16 protein-coding genes are annotated in these 17,795 nt (G+C 33.0%); 9 read left to right on the forward strand and 7 right to left on the reverse strand.

From position 1 onward, the window contains the following. Nucleotides 1–25 precede the first annotated feature (25 nt). Nucleotides 26–2,791 carry a coiled-coil domain-containing protein gene (locus M1L26_RS04795; protein WP_250120048.1) on the forward strand — a complete coding sequence of 922 codons (2,766 nt, stop codon included), beginning with the start codon at nucleotides 26–28 and terminating at the stop codon, nucleotides 2,789–2,791. Here M1L26_RS04795 and pheT read toward each other — a convergent pair. Together pheT and M1L26_RS04805 are read right to left on the reverse strand one after the other, a co-directional pair. After that, a complete protein-coding gene (pheT, locus tag M1L26_RS04800) occupies nucleotides 2,788–5,127 on the reverse strand; it encodes a phenylalanine--tRNA ligase subunit beta (protein WP_250120049.1) in 2,340 nt (779 codons plus the stop codon). The genes M1L26_RS04795 and pheT overlap by 4 nt on opposite strands. Nucleotides 5,128–5,238: 111 nt before the next feature. Then, nucleotides 5,239–5,520, reverse strand: a complete 282-nt coding sequence (locus M1L26_RS04805; protein ID WP_250120050.1) for a hypothetical protein — start codon at nucleotides 5,518–5,520, stop codon at nucleotides 5,239–5,241. A gap of 239 nt (nucleotides 5,521–5,759) precedes the next feature. On the opposite strand from M1L26_RS04805, the gene M1L26_RS04810 reads away from it, so the two are divergent. The 6 genes from M1L26_RS04810 to M1L26_RS04835 are packed head-to-tail and all read left to right on the forward strand — an operon-like array spanning nucleotide 5,760 to nucleotide 10,313. Further along, nucleotides 5,760–6,485, forward strand: coding sequence for a F0F1 ATP synthase subunit A (locus M1L26_RS04810; RefSeq protein ID WP_211908586.1), 726 nt, complete (start codon nucleotides 5,760–5,762; stop codon nucleotides 6,483–6,485). Between the two features lie 60 nt (nucleotides 6,486–6,545). Next, the gene (locus M1L26_RS04815) at nucleotides 6,546–6,767 is read left to right on the forward strand and encodes a F0F1 ATP synthase subunit C (RefSeq protein WP_143689781.1); all 222 of its coding nucleotides are present in this window, start codon (nucleotides 6,546–6,548) and stop codon (nucleotides 6,765–6,767) included. Between the two features lie 10 nt (nucleotides 6,768–6,777). Continuing rightward, a complete protein-coding gene (locus tag M1L26_RS04820; protein WP_250120051.1) occupies nucleotides 6,778–7,257 on the forward strand; it encodes a F0F1 ATP synthase subunit B family protein in 480 nt (159 codons plus the stop codon). Nucleotides 7,258–7,264: 7 nt separating this feature from the next. Beyond that, nucleotides 7,265–7,741, forward strand: a complete 477-nt coding sequence (locus M1L26_RS04825) for a F0F1 ATP synthase subunit B family protein (RefSeq protein ID WP_211908584.1) — start codon at nucleotides 7,265–7,267, stop codon at nucleotides 7,739–7,741. Between the two features lie 5 nt (nucleotides 7,742–7,746). Next, nucleotides 7,747–9,336, forward strand: a complete 1,590-nt coding sequence (locus M1L26_RS04830) for a glycosyltransferase family 2 protein (protein WP_211908583.1) — start codon at nucleotides 7,747–7,749, stop codon at nucleotides 9,334–9,336. Further along, nucleotides 9,318–10,313, forward strand: a complete 996-nt coding sequence (locus tag M1L26_RS04835; RefSeq protein WP_250120053.1) for a COX15/CtaA family protein — start codon at nucleotides 9,318–9,320, stop codon at nucleotides 10,311–10,313. Before M1L26_RS04830 ends, M1L26_RS04835 begins: the two co-directional genes overlap by 19 nt. Here M1L26_RS04835 and M1L26_RS04840 read toward each other — a convergent pair. Continuing rightward, nucleotides 10,296–12,275, reverse strand: a complete 1,980-nt coding sequence (locus M1L26_RS04840) for an ATP-binding protein (protein WP_250120054.1) — start codon at nucleotides 12,273–12,275, stop codon at nucleotides 10,296–10,298. The two genes, M1L26_RS04835 and M1L26_RS04840, sit on opposite strands and share 18 nt — an antisense overlap. Nucleotides 12,276–12,336: 61 nt before the next feature. Beyond that, complete coding sequence (locus tag M1L26_RS04845; protein ID WP_211908580.1) at nucleotides 12,337–13,005, reverse strand: ankyrin repeat domain-containing protein; 669 nt, start codon at nucleotides 13,003–13,005, stop codon at nucleotides 12,337–12,339. Between the two features lie 151 nt (nucleotides 13,006–13,156). Here M1L26_RS04845 and gltX point away from each other — a divergent pair, with 151 nt between their 5' ends. Continuing rightward, nucleotides 13,157–14,509, forward strand: coding sequence for a glutamate--tRNA ligase (gene gltX / locus M1L26_RS04850; protein ID WP_250120055.1), 1,353 nt, complete (start codon nucleotides 13,157–13,159; stop codon nucleotides 14,507–14,509). 874 nt (nucleotides 14,510–15,383) lie between these two features. Here the strand turns inward: gltX and M1L26_RS04855 are convergent. Next, entirely contained in the window at nucleotides 15,384–15,839 is a 456-nt protein-coding gene (locus tag M1L26_RS04855) for an Hsp20/alpha crystallin family protein (RefSeq protein WP_211908576.1), read from the reverse strand. A 372-nt stretch (nucleotides 15,840–16,211) separates the two neighbouring features. Here M1L26_RS04855 and M1L26_RS04860 point away from each other — a divergent pair, with 372 nt between their 5' ends. Next, the gene (locus M1L26_RS04860; protein WP_250120056.1) at nucleotides 16,212–16,919 is read left to right on the forward strand and encodes a pyridoxine 5'-phosphate synthase; all 708 of its coding nucleotides are present in this window, start codon (nucleotides 16,212–16,214) and stop codon (nucleotides 16,917–16,919) included. On the opposite strand, the gene M1L26_RS04865 is transcribed toward M1L26_RS04860, so the two are convergent. Together M1L26_RS04865 and rpsI are read right to left on the reverse strand one after the other, a co-directional pair. Beyond that, the gene (locus M1L26_RS04865; protein ID WP_250120057.1) at nucleotides 16,912–17,223 is read right to left on the reverse strand and encodes an HU family DNA-binding protein; all 312 of its coding nucleotides are present in this window, start codon (nucleotides 17,221–17,223) and stop codon (nucleotides 16,912–16,914) included. The genes M1L26_RS04860 and M1L26_RS04865 overlap by 8 nt on opposite strands. A 145-nt stretch (nucleotides 17,224–17,368) precedes the next feature. After that, the gene (gene rpsI, locus M1L26_RS04870) at nucleotides 17,369–17,770 is read right to left on the reverse strand and encodes a 30S ribosomal protein S9 (RefSeq protein ID WP_172793449.1); all 402 of its coding nucleotides are present in this window, start codon (nucleotides 17,768–17,770) and stop codon (nucleotides 17,369–17,371) included. Nucleotides 17,771–17,795 lie beyond the last annotated feature (25 nt).

Genomic DNA, 17,795 nt, shown 5'->3' on the forward strand with positions numbered 1-17,795 from the left:
AAATTACTTTAAGTAGGGTGGTGATATGAATCAAGTTGTTGCAGATGGTCATAGAGAAGTTATTGATTTAAATAACAACAGTGATGGTTCAGGTGAAGTAAAATCTACTTCCGATGTTACTTCGGAAGAAGAAGAGGAGTTTTTTGATGCTATGGAAGATGTTTCTAATGTAGAAGAAGGGAATGATTTAGGTCTTGCTAATTCAGAAGAGGAAGAAGAGTTTTTTGATGCTGTAAGTAAGCAGGATTGGTTAATTAAACAAATAGCTGCTTTTAATGTTCCACTCAGTATATTTCATTATAAAGATTATAATTCTGAGTTTTTTACTTCCTGGTATAATATGTCAAGTGAAATATTTAAGGAAATAAACAGAGCTTGTCCAGAGAAGAAAGTATTAAATTTAGCTCTGTCAGTTTTAATGCTTCCTTATATTGCTTTTACTGCGCTGGGATTGGTCATATACAATAGATTGAGAATAAACAGTAAGACACAAGAAGGTGTAGGAGAAGATAAGACACAAAAGAGTGAGGCAAGTGTACCAAAAAGACTGGCATATGGCGTTCTTGCTGCAATAGCAATTTTTGTTAATGTGGCTGTGCTAACAGCCTTAGTTATTCCTGCAACAGTTGCTTTAGCTACTTTTTATCTTTTAAATAGAGATTTACCTCACTCTTTAGTTACTGCTCTTAAAATAACTATGGGGCAGTATTCTAATAAGCACCAAAATATAGAGGTATCTTTTCATGAAATGGAGGTTTCTGAGTCAAGCATTGCATATGATATGAAAATAAAGTTTCCACCGCAATTTAAACAATTACTTAGAGATTTATGCGATAATGAAAATAATCAGTGGTTTAGTGTAACGCGGGATTCAGAGCGCAATATCGTACTGAAATTGTCAACTAACATCAATTTAAAAAATGGTCTTAAGCCCTTACATAGTGAAATCAAGAATGTGCTTGCAACTTCGATTCAAGAATGCGCAAGAACTATGGAAGAGCTGATGAAGCTAAAAAAGAAAGATATTACACATGATAAACTGAAGGAATTATTGAGTGAATTCAGGCTGAAAGTGGTGAGTAGCATAGATTCTAAGTTGACAACTCACTTAATAGAAAATGCTTATCAAGTTGCTTTTATACAAGCAATTAAGTTTCAGCAAAATAGACGGGGAGAAGATTTTTCACTGGAGGATGAGCTAAAAAATACTTTAGTGAAACAGAAATTAGAAAGTCAAGGTAAGGAATTACCAAATGAGAAAGAGATGATAATAAAAGATCTGAGAGAAGCAGGAGCAAAAGTACCAGATATCTTAGAAGATAGTGAATTTCCTGTATTTAAAGCAGAATGGGAACGGCTTAAAGAAGAAGGGAAAATAGCTAAGAGGACAATCATTGATGTTTATAAAGAGAAGTATCATGAAGAAACAGGAACAGCCCTAAATAGTGCTAAAAAAGAGATTGAGAATTTAAGAAAGGCAGGGCATGAAAGGTATCAAAGTGTACGTCAAGAATTAGAAAAAATGTATGATGATAAAGAGGGAAATAACTCAATAAATGATGATTTAAAAAGGAAATCAGAGGATCTTTTTAAGTTCGAGTATAATGATCAAGAAGTTGAGCAAAAGCTAATAAAATCAGTAATGAAAAAAGCAAAGAGTGAGTTAGATCGATTAGTCATGCTTAGCTTAATAGATCAGTTTCAAAGTTTAGAAAAGAAGATAAAACATCCTTCTAGCAAGAAAAGTTTAAAAGAAGCTTTAGATGAAGTGAATGATTTTATAGCAAAGATGTATTTAGAAATAACGAAACGTAAAACGCAAGATTTGTTTAAAAGTCAAGCAAAGGGTATAGAGAATTCATGTAAGCTGTTAGAGGAAAAGGAGCCGGATTTAGTACAGAGGATTAATGTGCACCGAGTGAAAATTGCAGAATGCTTAGATCAACCTATATCGTTAAGAGAAGTAATAGAAGAAAGTGAGGATTTAAATAAGTACTTAGAAGATGAGCGAAAGAGAAAAGGAGAAAAGCATCCAAGTACAAAATTAATAGAGAAGCACTTGCAAAATAACCAAGAAATTCTAAAAGCATTAAAACAGTTAGAATTAGAAAAAGAAGGATTGTTGATAAATAAAAAAACAAAAAATGATTATAGAGAAGAACTAGAATCTCGTGAAAAAATAAAATTTGCAATAATAGAAGATGCTTTACTGAAAGCATTCGAGCATGAAACTTTTGATGAAGAAGCAATTAAGAAGTTATTAGAAGAAGCGGAACTTGAGTGCTACTTGGCAGAAAAGTGCATAAAAACTCCTATTATTAAAATAAAAAATAATATCAAACACTTTTGTCAAGATTTATTGTCTCCTCTAGTAGATAGATTAGCAAATCTTATAATAAATAATGTACCAAAAGATAATGAGAGTGGTTTGTGGAGGATTTGGAACTCTCTCAAAGTTGGTTTTAATTATAATGTGATTGGATGGTCAGCTACTGTAAACAAAGATAATAGCACAGAAGGGAAAGCATTGAGTGTGGCACATGATACTCATAAGGAAGTAGAGACATTTCTTCAACATTTTCAATCAAGTTATGAAGAAATTGGAGTTTTTTTAGGTAATTTATTTTCTGATGATGGAACGACATTTAAAAATGATGTCTGGCCTAAAGTAGAAGAGCATTTGCATGGAATGTGGGATAGGTTTTTCAAGGATATTGGATTCAAGATAGAAAATAAATTGGATGAAGTAAACGTGACACAGCAAAATCAGGAAACGGCGATTACGGCTTAATAATGAGCTCTCAAAGTTCCTTCAGTATTTTTACACACTAAGTTGACTATCATATTTGATTCTTTTTGGATTTCCTCTTCAGTTAAAGTGTGAGTTGGAGAGCAGAAAGTAACTGAAAATGCTATAGACATCTTATTCGATTCTATATTGTTTCCATGATATACATCAAATATCAAAACTTCTGTGATGAGCTCTGAGCTTTTTTTCACCATATTGATTATACTACCTGCTTCTATATCTTTATTTACAATAAACGCAAAATCGCGTTTTACACTTTGATATTTATAATTGATAAATTTTTTTCTACTTATAGGTAAATTTTCGATATTTTCTAATATCAACTCAAAGCCTACAATTTTTTGTTTGATGTTAAAAAAATCCAATATACTCGGATGCAATTCTCCAAAATAACCAACTATTTTACTTCTAAAAGATAAGGAGCCTGATTTTCCTGGGTGATAATATTCTTTTTCTGCTCTCTTTATTGCTAAATTATCACAATTGATATTAAAAAGTTCCAAAGCTGTTATGAGGTCAGCCTTTGCGTCAAAAACATCTATTTTCCTGTCAGTGTTATAATGGTTTCGTGGTAGATTATTTCCTGACCTGATTCCGCTTAAAACATACTTAGACTGAGCTTCATCATTATAAATTGGCCCAATTTCAAAAATTGCACAATCAGGTGTACCATGGGCAGTATTATCTGCAGTAACTTTTAACAAATTTGGTATGATGCTTGGTCTCATTATGTTAAAGTCATTATTAAATGGGTTGTCGATAATAAATAATTTATTCAAGTAACCAAACTTTTCAGCTATTGATTCACTCATAAAAGACCAAGTTATCACTTCATGAAACCCTCTGCTTGTCATTAAAATGCGTAAATCATCTTGTGTCTCTTCTTCTACTGTAACGTCTTCTGCTAGTTGCTCTTCCTTTATTTTATCATAGCCGTATATTCTTACTGCCTCTTCAACTAAGTCAGCAGGTATGGTTACGTCCGGTCTCCAGCTTGGTACTTGTATATTCCAATTACCTTCGGTTTTTTTATCGATACTAAACCCTAGCTTTGTTAAAATATCGAATACCTCATTAGGTGATGCAGATACACTTCCAAGTTTGTTTGCATTCTGATAATCAAAATTTATCTTGGTATCAGCCTTATTCAAATTGCCAGCAGACACTATGCTTGACACTTCTCCGCCACATAAATCTAAAATCATCTGGGCTGCAAGATTGAGTCCATCAAGGGTAAAACTAGGGTCAACTGAACGTGCAAACCTGTAACTTGAGTCTGTGGAGATGCCTAGTTGCCTTGAAGATTTAGTGATAGAGATAGGATCAAACCAAGTAGACTCTAAAAAAATATCAGTAGTCTCAAGAGTGCATTCACTGTACTTACTACCTATAATTCCAGCAATTGCATGAACATTTTTATCATCAGAAATAACACTTATGTCTTTATTTAATGAGTATTCTTTATCATTTAAACCAATAAATTTTTCTCCATCGTTTGCTTTACGTACTGTGAGCTCTCCTTCTATTTTTTTTGCATTATATGCATGCATTGGGCGATTAAAGGATATCATGATGTAATTAGTAATATCAACTATTGCAGAAATGGAGCGCATTCCTATAGATTCCAATTTATCTTTTAACCATTTTGGGCTCTCTCTATTTTTTACATTGGTGATGTATATTCCACTAATAAAGCTCTCCCCGTCGGTAACTTTGACGTTTACTGGTGAATTTATAGAGCAGGTAAGTTGTGGAATGATTAAAGTCTTTAACGTTCCAATTCCAGTTGCTGCTAGATCACGTGCTATTCCATAAACACCTAGGCAATCTCCACGATTTGGAGTGACATTTATATCAATTACAGGATCGCAATTAAAAAATTTATCCCCTACTTTATAATCGTCAGAAAGCTCAATTATTCCTTCACTTTCATTTTGAGTCAACGCAAGTTCGAAAGCAGAGCAGAGCATCCCTTCACTTAGCACTCCTCTTATTTTTTTAGGCTTAATTGTAAAGTTGCTTTCTGGCAATGTGCTACCAAGAGGTGCAAGTACAGTCTTCATGCCTTCTTTAACATTTTTTACTCCGCAGACTATCTGCAGAACTTTACTTCCATCATTTACTTTACATAATTTTAATTTATCAGCATTTGGATGAGGTGTGACTTCTAATACTTTTGCAATAACAAACTCGGCCAATTTGGTATTGTTGACCACATCTTCTACTTCCAATCCTATGTGAGTTAGCTTATCAGTAATTTCTTCTAAACTGGCATTGGTTTCTAAGTACTCTAATAACCAAGATAATGTGAATTTCATCTATCTAACAAGAAACAAAAATTTATTGTAATATAAAATGTGATGCTTTTAAAGTTTGTTGTAGTGGAATACCTCTACATCACGAGCAGTGATGTAGAAGCTATTGTAATTTTATATATTTTTGTGAAGAAAGCTTATCTTCTCTATATCACCTTTTAAATCTACTTCCATAGAAAATTTGAGATTCATATTGTGATTATCTTCATAGAAATTACAAATATAACCATCAATAGTTAAGTTTCCTATCATATTATGACTTTCATCTAGTATTTCGCTTCCTATTTGATAATGGCCAGTGTATTCGTTAAAGGAACCATCTGTCAATTTGATATATCCGTTACCAAACTCCTGTTCTAAATTTAAAGGCTGATTAATAAAATCTATTCCATCCATAATAATACCTCAACTAAAAGTTAAATTATAATTAAAATAAGATGTTAAGTCAAGGTATTAAGTAACTTAATAAGATTAGTGAATTTTTAAATGGAACGCTGGCTATAATTAGCATTCTAATCACATACTTTGTTGATATATTTATGCCATAATGGTATGGATCTTCTATCTTAATTCTTGACTTTACCCTATAAAATCTATATTTTACTTACTATTATAGTTTAATTATATAAATCAAGATGGCGTTAAATCCGCTAGAACAATTTAAAGTATATACAATAATAGAACTACCAAAATTATTTGGGTATGACATAAACTTTACCAACTCATCTCTTTTTATGATGATCTCGGTGATATTAATGGTACTGTTTTTGCTCCTTGGAATAAGAAAAGGTGCAGTAATACCAGGATATTTGCAAGCTGCAGTTGAATATGTATATGATTTTGTTATTTCAATAATAGAAAGTAACACTGGAAGCAAAGGTTTGGAGCACATTCCTTTGATATTTACAGTATTTATTTTCATTTTATCGTGTAATTTAGTTGGTGTTCTTCCTTATAGTTTCACGGTCACAAGTCATGTGATAGTTACCTTCGCTTTATCAATGGTGGTTTTTACTTATATAACGATTGTTGGTTTTAAAGAAAGAGGAGTAGAATTTTTACGCATATTGCTACCAAAAGGAACTCCTTCGTGGCTTGCACCTATAATCATCATTATTAAATTATTTGCTTATTTAGTAAGACCGATTAGTTTATCAATAAGGCTTGCAGCAAATATGATTGCAGGTCATACAATCATCAAAGTGATAGCAGGATTCGTCATAAATATGAACATATTTCTTACTCCTGCACCTTTTTTGTTTATAATTGCACTAATAGGATTTGAAGTTTTTGTTGCAGTTTTACAAGCTTATATATTTACTATATTAACGTGCGTATATTTGTCAGATACAGTAAAGTGAGTGCTTGACTTACCTGTAGAACATTTTATAATATTATTAAGGAATAGTTAAAGGTAGTATATGGATTTAGTAGCTTTAAAATTTGTAGCGGTTGGTTTGATGGCGTTTGCTATGTTAGGTGCTGGTTTGGGTGTAGCTAATATTTTCTCTACTATGCTAAGTGGGATTGCGAGAAACCCTGAATCGGAAGGTCAAATGAAAACTTACGTTTATGTTGGTGCTGCTATGGTTGAGATTATGGGATTTCTTGCGTTTGTAATTGCGATGATATTAATATTGTAGTGTTTGACACATGCCGCAGCTTGATGTTTCCACTTTCTTTTCTCAAGTTTTTTGGTTTTTAATTTTTTTCTCTTCACTTTTTTTTGTAGTAAGTTGTTTGTTCTTACCAAGGTTAGATGAAATAATAAACACTAGGAGTAAGGGGATATTAGATTCTTTTAATAGTTCTGTTCACCTTTTAAGACTTACAGAAGAGCAAATTGCCAAGTATAATGCAGCTTTAAATCAAGCTAGAGTACGGGCAAAAAAAATCATAGATGATGCATTTGCTCAAGTAGAAGAAATGAGAGCGAATGTTAAGGATATATTGGAAGAGGAAGACAAGAAGATGATTAAACTTGTTGAAGAAAAGGTAGTACAATTTAAATCTAAGTATATTAGTGAATTAAAACAAATGGCTACTAGTATTGCTTTGATTTACTATACTAAGTTAACTAATTCTGAGATTGAAGAGGAATTTGTTGCTGATTTGGTATCCAAAGAATTTTAGGGTTTTTATGTCTACATTACTAGTTATAAGCCTTGCTTTTTTAGTAGGTTTTATCCTCTCGTATAAATTGCTAAGGAAGGTAATAAAAAACGCGCTTAACAATAAACGTAACAAAAGCAAGTTTTCAAGTGAAGAAACTGAAAAATTCAGAAAAGATATGTTGGAGTATTACAAAAAATCTTCTGAAAAATACAAAAAATTAGATGTAGAAGTTAACAAAATGATGAATGAAGCACTTGATAAGGCTAATAGTATTATTAAGCATAATAGACAGCAACTCGATCAAACGTTAGATGAAAATGCCCATTCTAATTTGAAGAAAGTTACTGACCAAGTTGAAAAAGCTCTTGGGGATTTACAAGCTAACACAGCGAGTATAGCTGCTGATGCTGTAAAAAAAATAATGCATGAACGTAAAGATGATAAGCGTAGTAGTGAGGTTATATCTTCGTTTTCACGTGACTTGAGCAAAAAGTTGCATTAAGTTTAATGCCTGTACTTCAAACTGATAATGTAGAAAAAATTAAATTTGATTCTAGTTTATGCAAAGAACAAGAGAAACTTTTCTACTATAGGTTTAATATAATTCCTTGGCAAAATTTAAATGATACTACTTTTTTTATGGTTGAAGACATAAGCCAAGATATCAATCTTTGGGTCGAATCTCATTACGGTATTGAATATGTATTGATAAAAGTAGATAGCAAACAGATTTTAAATCTTCTTAACTCACACTTTGGTATTTCAGAATTTGCAAGTAACTACTTATATTATAAGAATCCTAATTTTTCAGCTAAAAGCATTAGGCTCAGTTCAATCTTTTTTTCCTCTTTCTTTGTTATGATTTCAACTTTAACACTGACAAAAAAATATGCATATTTTGCTTTGATGTTGATATTTATAATCGGATGTTCTAGTTCTTTATTCAAATTTGTAACTAAAATTTTTGGCTTGCGTAAAATTTCTAACCAAAAAGCAGATTATGATAAGATGAATGAACCTATATATACTATTTTATTGCCTGCTTTTAAAGAGAATGCGGTTATAAAGCAATTGATTAAGAGCATTGAAAGTTTGGATTATCCAAAATCAAAATTAGATGTAAAGCTTGTGATAGATAGCGATGACCAAGAAATGTTGGCAGCTATAGAAAAGTGCACTTTACCACAGTATTTTGAAGTAATAAAAGTGCCTCATTCTCTGCCTAGAACAAAAGCTAAGTCATGCAATTATGCTATGAGCTTTGCTAGAGGAAAGTATGTGGTAATATATGATGCAGATGACAAGCCAGATCCGTTGCAGTTAAAAAAAGCACTAATTGAATTTAATAAGGGCGACGAAAAGTTGGCTTGTGTACAGGCGAAATTAAATTACTATAACTTTGGTTGCAATTTTCTTACAAAATTCTTTTCTCTCGAGTATATGAACTGGTTTCAATATTTTTTGCCTGGATTTCAAAAAATGAACATGCCAATACCTTTGGGTGGTAGCAGTAACCATTTTTCAGTGGAAATTTTAAAGAAAGTGCTTTTTTGGGATGCTTACAATGTCACTGAAGACGCTGACCTTGGTTTGAGACTTGCGCAAATGGGATATAAAACCAGGATTATTGATTCAGAAACATTGGAAGAATCACCAACTACTGTGTTTGCTTGGATCAAACAAAGAGCACGCTGGATTAAAGGTTATATGCAAACTTATATCGTTCATTTAAAAAATATAAAATTACTTTTTAAGCACACTGGGCTTAAGGGAGTTTTGCTATTAAACCTTTTTGTTGGTTCCTCAGCTTTTATATTTTTCACGACTCCTTTTTTGTTACTTTCATTGGTGCTGACTCAAATTTTGAATGAATTATTCTTATATTATTTTATAATAGTATACGGTATTAACTTGATTTTTTTGATAATAGCTATCAGACAACAAAAAATGCCTTTTTATTTTTATATAGTATCAATATTTTTTCCCGTCTATAGTCTACTACATAGCGTTGCAGCTTTTCTAGCTTTGTGGGAATTTGTTATTCACCCTCAGCAATGGAATAAAACTCAGCATGGATTATGGAAGCAAAACCTGTAGCTATTTGGTTTTTTCTCTGCTCTCTCATGGTGATTTGCATGGTGGGAATTGGTGGATTTACCAGACTTTCAAAAGCAGGATTGTCAATCACGGAATGGAAACCAATTACCGGAACATTGCCACCGCTGAGTGAACAAGACTGGCTAAAAGAAAAATCAAAATATGAAGCTACACCTGAATATAAAGCATTTAATTATGGTATGAGTATGGAAGAGTTTCGCACCATATACTTAATAGAATATGTGCACAGGTTAATTGCAAGGCTGACAGGTTTAGTTTTTATTTTACCATTTATATACTTTACACTAAAAAAAAGAATACCTAAAAATGCAGTAATAAGGTTATCTACAGCACTATTATTTGGAATTTTACAAGCTTTTGCCGGTTGGTATATGGTTAAAAGCGGTTTGGTATCTAATCCTCATGTTAGTCACTATAAGCTCGCACTTCACTTACTGCTTGCATTGGTTATCTTTGCATTATTGTCATATCAATTTTTTGATTACCAAATCAAACCAAAACAGATAATTAAAATTAATAGCAACATTACATGTTACATATGGATAATTTTAATCCTAGTTACAATACAAATAATCTTCGGTGCATTTGTTGCAGGGCTAAATGCTGGTTTAATTTATAATACCTTTCCACTAATGGATGGACAAATTGTTCCAGAAGATTTATTTTACTTACAGCCTGCTTGGCTAAATATCTTTGAAAATAGAGTAACAGTGCAATTCATACACCGGGCATTGGCATTGCTGATATTAGTTCTGACAGCAATACTCACAATAAAAAATGCCAGTATAAAGCCATTATATGTTATGCTATTCTCTGTCATCATTCAGGTAATTCTAGGAGTAGTCACTTTGTTGCTGCATATACCAATGGCCATTGCTATAGCCCATCAAATGTTTTCATTTATCTTATTTGGATCAGGTTTATACTGCTTGCGTTATTTAAGAAATCAGATCTAATACCAAATCACCAGCATGTATATTTTTTCCTTCTTTAACAGGGATATTTTTTATCACCATTTCTGATTCAGCACATATTATATTTTCCATTTTCATTGCCTCTACAACAAATAGAGGTTGTCCTACCTCTACCTGATCTCCAGCATTGACGTGTAATTTAACCAATAAACCTGATATTGGAGATTTTACAGCATCTACTGAAATCCCTTCTGTTTTGTTGTTTAGCATTAATTTGCTTAGTTCAGCTACATGAGGTTTCAATACACAACATTTAGCTTTCATACCTGCGTGTCTTATAAAGTATTTGCTGCCTTGCCTTTCTATTTTAAGTGCTATATTGGTATCATCATTAATTGTTATATATAACAACCTGTAACTTGGTTTCCACTTACCTACCACGGAGTATTTATTGTGGTTATATACTGTTGTTAATGTGTTATCTTGATATTTTGCATTTACGGAGTACTCATTATCGTCTATTTTCACTATGAATGCTTCATCTATTGACTTACTGTAATACTTTCCCTCATTTTCTAAGTGAACATACAGTGCAATAAAAATAAATATTTTAATATATTCCTCTGTAATAAAATCACCTTGAAACCCGCTAGGGTAATGATCTGGAATGAATCTCGTGTGGAGCTTTGCTGCAATAAAATTTGGATTATGGAAGATGGATTCTAGAAATTCTATGTTGTTTATTACTTCCCCTATATAGCACTCAGACAAAGCTTTTTGCATTCTGCTGATCGCCTCTATTCTATCTTTTCCATAGGTTATAATTTTTGCAATCATTGAGTCGTAGAACATGCTGATTTCTGAACCGCTAGCTACTCCATCATCTATTCTTACATGACCATTTTCATCTGGTTTGTCGTAATATTTGATTCTTCCGCTGGAAGGAAAAAATCTCTTTGATGGATCTTCAGCGCAAATTCTGCTTTCTATTGCAGAGCCAATAAGTTTAATATCATTCTGACCAAATCTTAATTTTTCTCCGCAAGAAATTCTGATCATCTCTTCCACTATATCTATTCCAGTGACAAATTCTGTTACTGGATGCTCAACTTGTAATCTCGTATTTACCTCAAGAAAATAGAAGTTTTGGTTCTTATCTACAACAAACTCGACAGTACCTGCTGAAAAATAATCAACTTGCTTTGCCAAAGAAACACATTGAGCATACATTTTTTGTCTTACTTCTTCACTAATAAATGGGCTTGGTGTTTCTTCTATTATTTTCTGGTTATTCCTCTGTACCGAGCACTCTCTCTCCCCAAGACACACTATATTGCCGTATTTATCTGCAATAATTTGTATTTCGATGTGTCTTGGTAGTTCTATATATTTTTCTATGAAAATACTACCATCTTTAAAACTTTTCTCTGCTTCATTTGTTGCTGATGTAAATGCTAGTTCAATTTCTTTTTTGGAATATACAATTCGCATTCCTTTGCCACCACCACCTGATGCAGCTTTGAGCATAACGGGAAAACCAATCTCTTCAGCAACGATGGCTGCGTGGGCAGCATCTTCGATCTTACCCATATATCCTGGCACTACATTTACTCCAGCTTTTCTTGCCTCTTCTTTTGCTGTTATTTTATTGGCTGTAACTTCTATTGTTTCTGCACTTGGACCAATGAAATCTATGTTATGTTTTTCCAGAGCACGGGGAAAATCTGGATTTTCTGCTAAAAACCCATAGCCAGGATGAACCGCCTCGGCACCTGTTTCAACTGCTACTTCGCATATTTTTTCGATATTTAAGTAACTAAGATAAGCAGGCGAAGGGCCAATGTGCCTTGACTCATCTGCTTGCTTTACATGCACAGAATTTGCATCTGCATCTGAGTACACAGACACACAAGATATGCCCATCTTGTGCGCAGTTTTGATTATCCTGCAGGTAATCTCCCCTCTGTTCGCTACTAAAATCTTACTATACTTCTTTCTTATCATCTTATCAGTATACTTTCTTAAGTTAAGAAAGTAAATTTCTATATTACTACCTGCAAATACTTCACACTGGGGCTAAACCACTATCTAAAAGTTGCATAACATCAGGATCTGTCACTATAGTACTTTCGTTATAGAGGCCATATACTTCATTACATGCCTTAAATAACATATATGAAGATCCTCCAGAAGCTATTGTTGCTATTGAAGCCAATGCAAGAGATTGAGAAGCCGAAAATAGAAGATACAAAGATACACACATAGTGATAGCACACACTATAGCTCCTACTATATATAAGCATATATGAAACTTCTTATTACATATAAAGCCACATTTTATATCTGCAATTTGCTTAACTTCCTTCCGCTCTGCAGGGTCCAAGAAATAAAGGGGTGATACTGCCTTCTTCCCGTCATCCTTAATATAGCTTTTATCGAGGAGTGCTTCCTTAATATATTTCTTATTATTCTTAAGTTCCTTTTCTAATCTTTTTACTTCTTCCCAATCTTTAGCTTTCTTGACTTTGTTCTCAGTATCTTCTTCTAAATACTTTATGATCTCCTGTAACGCAGATAATAGAAACCCTTTACTTGCTGCTATATGAAATGGGTTTCCATTTTCATCAATTCTATGCTTAGCTACACAAGCAACTCTTTTCTTGCAAGCTTCAATAAATTTATTTTCATCCTCTTTTGTGACAACTCCTCTTGCAATTTTAAATAAATTATCCATATATACACCTCACTGCATTCACTAATATTAAATTATACAATGCAGTTTGTTAAAAATAAATGTAAATTGATCTTTCAAATTTACTATAGTTCCACGTTGTTGCAAGTGCAAATTTTAGTTATCATCGGTTACGTTATCACAATAGACAAATATGCCAGGTATAGTCACTAGATTCGCTCCATCACCAACAGGATTTTTACATATTGGAGGAGCTCGCACAGCTTTATTTAATTGGCTCTATGCGCAGCGTCATGGTGGCCAGTTTTTACTAAGGATTGAGGATACCGACAGAAAACGTTCAACACAGGAAGCAATTGATGCAATAATAGATGGGTTAAAATGGCTTGGAATAAACTATGATGGGGAAATAATATATCAATCAAAAAAAATAGAGCAGCACATTGAGGTTGCAAATCTTTTAGTTGAAAAGGGTAGGGCGTATCATTGTTACTGCCCCGAGAATGAAGTTGCGGAGAAGAAAATAAGAGCAAGAGAAGAAGGAAAAATATATAAGCATAAGTGTACTCATTCGACATCAAATGCAGAGCCTGTTGTTCGCTTTAAAGTGCCAGACTCAGAAAATATTGTTGTTGACGATAAAATATACGGCCAAGTTACAATAAGTAGCGATCAGCTTGATGACATAGTAATCTTGCGCTCTGACAATACTCCAACATATATTTTTGCTGTAGTGGTTGATGACCATGATGCCGGAATAACCGATATTATACGTGGCTCTGATCATCTCACTAATACCTTCAAACAATTACTAATATATCAGGCTCTTGATTTTGATGTTCCACGCTTTGCACATGTACCGCTAATTCATGGAGAAGACGGGAATAAGCTATCTAAAAGGCATGGGGCTACAAGTGTTTGCGATTATGAAAAGATGGGAATATTGCCACAGGCAATGCGTAATTACTTGCTAAGACTTGGCTGGAGTCATGGCAACGATGAGATTATTAGCGATGAGCAAGCAATAGAGTGGTTTAATTTAGAAAGCATCGGTCGTTCACCTGCACGGCTCGATTTCAAAAAACTGGAGCATTTGAATAACCACTATATTAGTAATATGAGCAATGAAGATATTCTGACTCTAATGCTTAGAGAAAATACTCTAACTGACAAAAAAAAGGGCTATTTACTGCAGGGACTGACAGAGCTGAAAAAAAGAGCAAACTATCTGACCGAATTATTGGATTTAGCAAAATTTTATATTCAAGTTGATTTTAGTGAAGAAGCTGAGAGAATTGTCAAGTCTAACCTCAATATAATTAAGTTACTTGCAGCATTTTTCTCGAGTATAGGAGATGAAGATTGGAATAAGAATTTTTTATCTTCTCAGATTAAGGAATTTTCAAAATTACATAATATAAAAATGAGCGATATATACCACTCATTACGCGCCCCAATAACTGGAATAATGGATGCGCCTGGAATCATCGATATCATGGTAATTCTTGGTAAAGATGAGTGTATAAAAAGATTGCGAGCAGTTTAAATAAAAAATTACTTGACAGACTCTGGTGGCTTTATTATAGTGGAGAATGAAGGTTTTTTAGGATCCAAAATCTACCTTCACCTGCAGGTTTTTTCACCAAATAATCAAATTTCAGCAAAAAATATATAAGTTTATTTTTGCTAGCTCTTTATTCATATAGGAGGGTTTATGTCTAGAATTCCTGATACTTGACTTTTATTTTTAAGTTAAAAAAACAATTGGCGCCTATGGTTTTCACATTAAATCACATTAAATCATTTTAAATTGTTAAAGTTAATACGGGCTTTTTTTGCCTTTTTTTATTGGTATTTTTTTCATATTTTATTATATCATTATACTGTGGTACCATATAGACTTCAGTTTCATGATAAGGGGAGCAGGCAGAGTAGCTCCGTCTCAGCTATGGAATTAAAAAATGACTATGCATAAGATCTAATGGTGTGTCTAATCTATAGATAATTTTTTGTATTGCTAAGTTAATATTTTGCATATCTGTTCAGCAAAGTGGCAAAAAAGACAAGTAAATGAGTATCATGAAAGTAGCTTACACATAGCTGTAGGAATATTCATTTTTTAAGGTAAATTACACAGCAAATATTGTCATTCAAGTAGCTGACACTGTAATTCCAGCTTCTATAATGTCATGCCAGTGCTCGACACTGGCATCGAGCAAAATTTATCACAAACAAGACAACATTTTCAATTAAAAAATCAGTGTCTGGGTGCTAAGATGACACCTTCATAAGGGAGCCAGCATCAGCTACTTTCATGACACTCATTTAGTTGTCTTTCTCGTTTACCTTATTTTGCCACTTTGCTGAACAGATATTAAAATAGCAAGCCTCAAGGTCAGAAGCCTGCTATTACTTACTGGTTACTTTACATCAATTTTCTTGATGTGTTTCTCTGACTTAGGTATGGTTACATGCAATACCCCATCTAAAAAGTTGGCAGATACCTTATCTTGCTCTACATTTGTTGGAAGTTGAATAGATCTATAGAAAGAACCATAGTACCTTTCTTTATGGTAAAACTGCTTATCTTTTGATTCATTATCACATGTTTTTTCACCCTTCACTATTAAGCTATCGCCAGATATACTAATATCTATGCTTTCTTTAGGAATACCTGGTAATTCTAATGATAGGCAATAGCTTTCCTTTGTTTCATAAAAATCACAAACTGGTAGTAGACTACTGCCTCTTTTGGAAAGCTCTGGGTTCCATCCTGTAAAAAAGCTATCAAATATGTCATCAACGGCTCTTTGTAACCCTCTTACACTAAAATTATCACGATTATTGTTTTTATTTAAATGAACTATATTACTCATGTTGTACCTCCTTTTACTAATACATGAACTACATAATCATTCCACTTATTAATTTCAATCCTAAATCTAAAATTTTTTAGATGCGAAAAATTTTCCCCGTTTACTATAACTTGATTATGAGAAAAAATCTTATTTGGATTACCACGAGTAGTTCTATAAACTAGATTAACTGTAAAAAAGGGCAAGTGTATGCAAATTTATTACTTCTCTTTCCACTTCCACAATCAAACAATTTTGAATGTTTCTTATTTGACTTGTCAACAATGAGAATTGGTATAACTGCTAGCTCCGTCTTTCAGCTATGGCATTAAACAATGACATGCATAAGATCTAATAATATGTATAATTTATAAATAATTTTTGAGGTAAATTGTGAAATTGGGCGTTAATATTGATCACGTTGCAACCCTTCGCAACGCACGTGGAGCTTCTTATCCAGATCCATTAAAAGCAGCAAAAATAGCTATTGATGCTGGAGCAGATTTTATCACCGTACACTTACGAGAAGACAGAAGGCATATCAGAGATGAGGATGTATTCAATCTAAAACAAAACATTAGCACTGAGTTAAATCTTGAAATCGCAGCTACGGAAGAAATGCTCAACATAGCAAAAGAAGTAAAACCCTATTCGATTTGTATAGTACCAGAAAAAAGAGAAGAATTAACAACCGAAGGTGGCCTGGATATCGTGAATATGCACAGTAAACTTTCTGGTATAATAGAGGAAATGAACAGCTTTGACATAAAAGTCTCACTGTTTATTGATCCAAATATTAATCAACTAAAATATCTTGAGAAGCTAGAAAGAAAGCCTGACATAATAGAAATTCACACAGGGGATTACTGTGATAATCCATCAGAAGAAAAATTGAAACTTATTACTAACTCTGCAGAATACATTAATAAGCTAGGAATAGAATGCCAGGTAGGGCATGGCATAAATTATAAACATACTAAAAGAATAAAAGAGATACCTCACATCTCAGCTCTTAATATAGGCCATTCTTTAATCAGCGAGGCTGTATTTCATGGCTTACACAGTGTAACTAAAAAGATGAAAATGACTATATCTAAATAGCTGATGCTTTCTCTTTGTTATTTAAAGTACTTGAAAGAGCTTGACTTGCTTTAAACTTTACCCTTTTCTTTTCAGGAACGGTCATAATCTCACCATTTTGAGGATTACGGCATTGTCTTTCCTTACTTATAGCAGTAGAGAATGTCCCTATTCCATGTAAACGTATTTCACCTTTACGATTTAGATCGTTCTTGATTGTTTCCATAAAAATATCATGAAGCTTACCCAAACTAGCTTTTGTTATATCTATACCTTGACTAGAGCACTCTTTACTCAGTTGGTTTACTATATCTTCTTTACTCATAAATTACCTTAATATTGAAAAATTACATAAACAGCATATTATGCTAATGCCAATAGTCAACTAAATTCGTCATAAAAAGAGAAAATGTCATAAACCCTTGTAAGAACTTGTATAATATTTACAAAAAAATACCATTATGAAACAATTATCTCTTAGAAAACTGACATTTTTTCCGAGCTTTATGTTGACCATATTTCTTACGCTCAACAACACGTGAATCTCTAGTTAGGAATCCACCTTTACGTAATATAGAGTGTAGATCTTGACTTATACTACTTAAAGCTCTGCTTATTCCATGAGCTAAGGCACCTGCTTGGCCAGATAGTCCTCCACCTTTTACAGTTGCAAACACATCATACCTATCTAACATAGAAGTTACTATGAATGGCGCTTTAATCATTTGACACACTGATTCTCTTTTAAAATAAGAAATTAAATCATCTTTTTTATTAACACTAAATTTTCCACTTCCTGGCTTCATCCATACTCTTGCTACAGATTCTTTCCTTCGACCTGTGGCATATGAACGACCAAGTGAGTCAATCATTGCCTTTTTTGGCTGATCATTATTG

It is taken from the genome of Wolbachia endosymbiont of Ostrinia scapulalis (assembly GCF_023559145.1).
GTDB lineage: Bacteria > Pseudomonadota > Alphaproteobacteria > Rickettsiales > Anaplasmataceae > Wolbachia.

Coding starts and splice junctions, on each gene's coding strand:
- M1L26_RS04845 (WP_211908580.1), bottom strand. CDS start 13,005: ATGGATAATTTATTTAAAATTGCAAGAGGAGTTGTCACAAAAGAGGAT.
- pheT (WP_250120049.1), bottom strand. CDS start 5,127: ATGAAATTCACATTATCTTGGTTATTAGAGTACTTAGAAACCAATGCC.
- M1L26_RS04835 (WP_250120053.1), top strand. CDS start 9,318: ATGGAAGCAAAACCTGTAGCTATTTGGTTTTTTCTCTGCTCTCTCATG.
- M1L26_RS04810 (WP_211908586.1), top strand. CDS start 5,760: ATGGCGTTAAATCCGCTAGAACAATTTAAAGTATATACAATAATAGAA.
- M1L26_RS04820 (WP_250120051.1), top strand. CDS start 6,778: ATGCCGCAGCTTGATGTTTCCACTTTCTTTTCTCAAGTTTTTTGGTTT.
- M1L26_RS04805 (WP_250120050.1), bottom strand. CDS start 5,520: ATGGATGGAATAGATTTTATTAATCAGCCTTTAAATTTAGAACAGGAG.
- M1L26_RS04795 (WP_250120048.1), top strand. CDS start 26: ATGAATCAAGTTGTTGCAGATGGTCATAGAGAAGTTATTGATTTAAAT.
- M1L26_RS04830 (WP_211908583.1), top strand. CDS start 7,747: ATGCCTGTACTTCAAACTGATAATGTAGAAAAAATTAAATTTGATTCT.
- rpsI (WP_172793449.1), bottom strand. CDS start 17,770: ATGATTGACTCACTTGGTCGTTCATATGCCACAGGTCGAAGGAAAGAA.
- M1L26_RS04815 (WP_143689781.1), top strand. CDS start 6,546: ATGGATTTAGTAGCTTTAAAATTTGTAGCGGTTGGTTTGATGGCGTTT.
- M1L26_RS04855 (WP_211908576.1), bottom strand. CDS start 15,839: ATGAGTAATATAGTTCATTTAAATAAAAACAATAATCGTGATAATTTT.
- gltX (WP_250120055.1), top strand. CDS start 13,157: ATGCCAGGTATAGTCACTAGATTCGCTCCATCACCAACAGGATTTTTA.
- M1L26_RS04865 (WP_250120057.1), bottom strand. CDS start 17,223: ATGAGTAAAGAAGATATAGTAAACCAACTGAGTAAAGAGTGCTCTAGT.
- M1L26_RS04825 (WP_211908584.1), top strand. CDS start 7,265: ATGTCTACATTACTAGTTATAAGCCTTGCTTTTTTAGTAGGTTTTATC.
- M1L26_RS04840 (WP_250120054.1), bottom strand. CDS start 12,275: ATGATAAGAAAGAAGTATAGTAAGATTTTAGTAGCGAACAGAGGGGAG.